Below are 1,324 nucleotides of genomic sequence, written 5' to 3'. Positions count from 1 at the left end.
CCCGGTGGGCCGGCCGGAGCCGGGGCCCGGAATCCGGCACGCGCAGCGCCGGCCGGCACCTGCCCGGCTCGTGACGTCTTGTCCTCCGTCACTCCTGGTCGTACCACGTGGCCGGACGGCGCGCGCGGCCGCTTCCGCCTCCTGGAAGACAATCACGTCCGGTGGAACCCGGTCCCCGCGGGCATGGCTCCCGCGGGCACGGCCGATCACGTCGGCTCCTCGGTCCGGCCGGGCAGCCGGGCCGGCACCGGCGGGATCATCCGCCATGACGGCCACGCCGCAGCAGCCAACCGCCGACACACGCGAGCGACCCGGCCACCAGGGTCAGGACCAGCCCCGACGCGGGAACGACGCTGATCTGGTTGGCGGAGAGGGCCCGAAAGGACGACAGCGAGGCCGGTCCGGCGACCAGATCCATGACAGCGAACACGGCGACTCCCGCCCCCAGCAGCATCGCCACCGTGCCGCCCGAGCCGCCCGAGCCGCCCGTGCCGCCCGAGCGGCGGCCGGCCACATGCGCCGCACCGATCACCATCAGGACGACCGCCAGCATCAGAGTGATCCTTCCATCACCAACCGTCAGGCCGGTGAACGTACGGCTCTCCTCGCCGTCACTGATCGTGCTCCAGGGCAGGGTGGCGGCAATCCCGCCGAGGCCACCGGCGATGGTCAGGAGCATGCCGGCGAACCGGCCACCGGGTTCCGTACCGACATCGGGCTCCGGCTCCACGGGCGAACGCGGGCGCGAGCCGCCCGGGCCCGCACCGGACGCGGGTCGCGCGCCCCTCGCGGGCTGTGTGACCTGCGGGGGGTATGACTGCGCCTCTTCGGATGGCTGATCGTCCAGCGTGTCCCCGCGGGGTACACCGCTGCCAGGCGAGCGGCCGGCGGGCGATCCTTCCTCGGGCAGCTCGCCGCCGGGGCGGCCGGTGGCAGGCTCGGCGGGCCCGGGCGCCGGGGACCGCCCCGAGGAGGCGTCACGTGGCGTGACCCGCACTGGGGAGAGCACGACTGTGAAGTCGGAATCGGGCCGGACACCGGCATCACCGGTCTCCGGCCGGGGTCCGTGCCGCCCCGGTGCCTGGCGGCTGAAATACCCGGTCGCGCCCGCGCCGGTGGCCGGGTAGACCGACCGCGGTTCGTCGCCGGGCCGTGCCGTCGCCCCGGCCGGCCCGGTGGCCTCGCTCCCCGCCGCGGTCGCCAGACCGGTCAGCGTCCGCCGGCTGATCCGCGATGTCTGCTCCCATGACGCCGGGTCGTCCTCCGCCGGCGGCACCGGCACGTCCGGCGCGGGAGGTGCCGGAGCCAGACCGCTGCGGTCCCC

1 protein-coding gene is annotated in these 1,324 nt (G+C 75.7%); it reads right to left on the bottom strand.

The window, feature by feature from the left end:
• Window positions 1–256 precede the first annotated feature (256 nt).
• Window positions 257–1,324: hypothetical protein (locus AC5LSR_RS13320; protein ID WP_493468516.1), on the bottom strand; the 1,068-nt coding region annotated here is incomplete at its 5' end.

Source organism: Protofrankia sp. CiP1_Cm_nod4, from assembly GCF_982290645.1.
The sequence above is the reverse complement of the archived record's forward strand: the minus strand, read 5'-3'. Positions and strand labels throughout refer to the sequence as shown.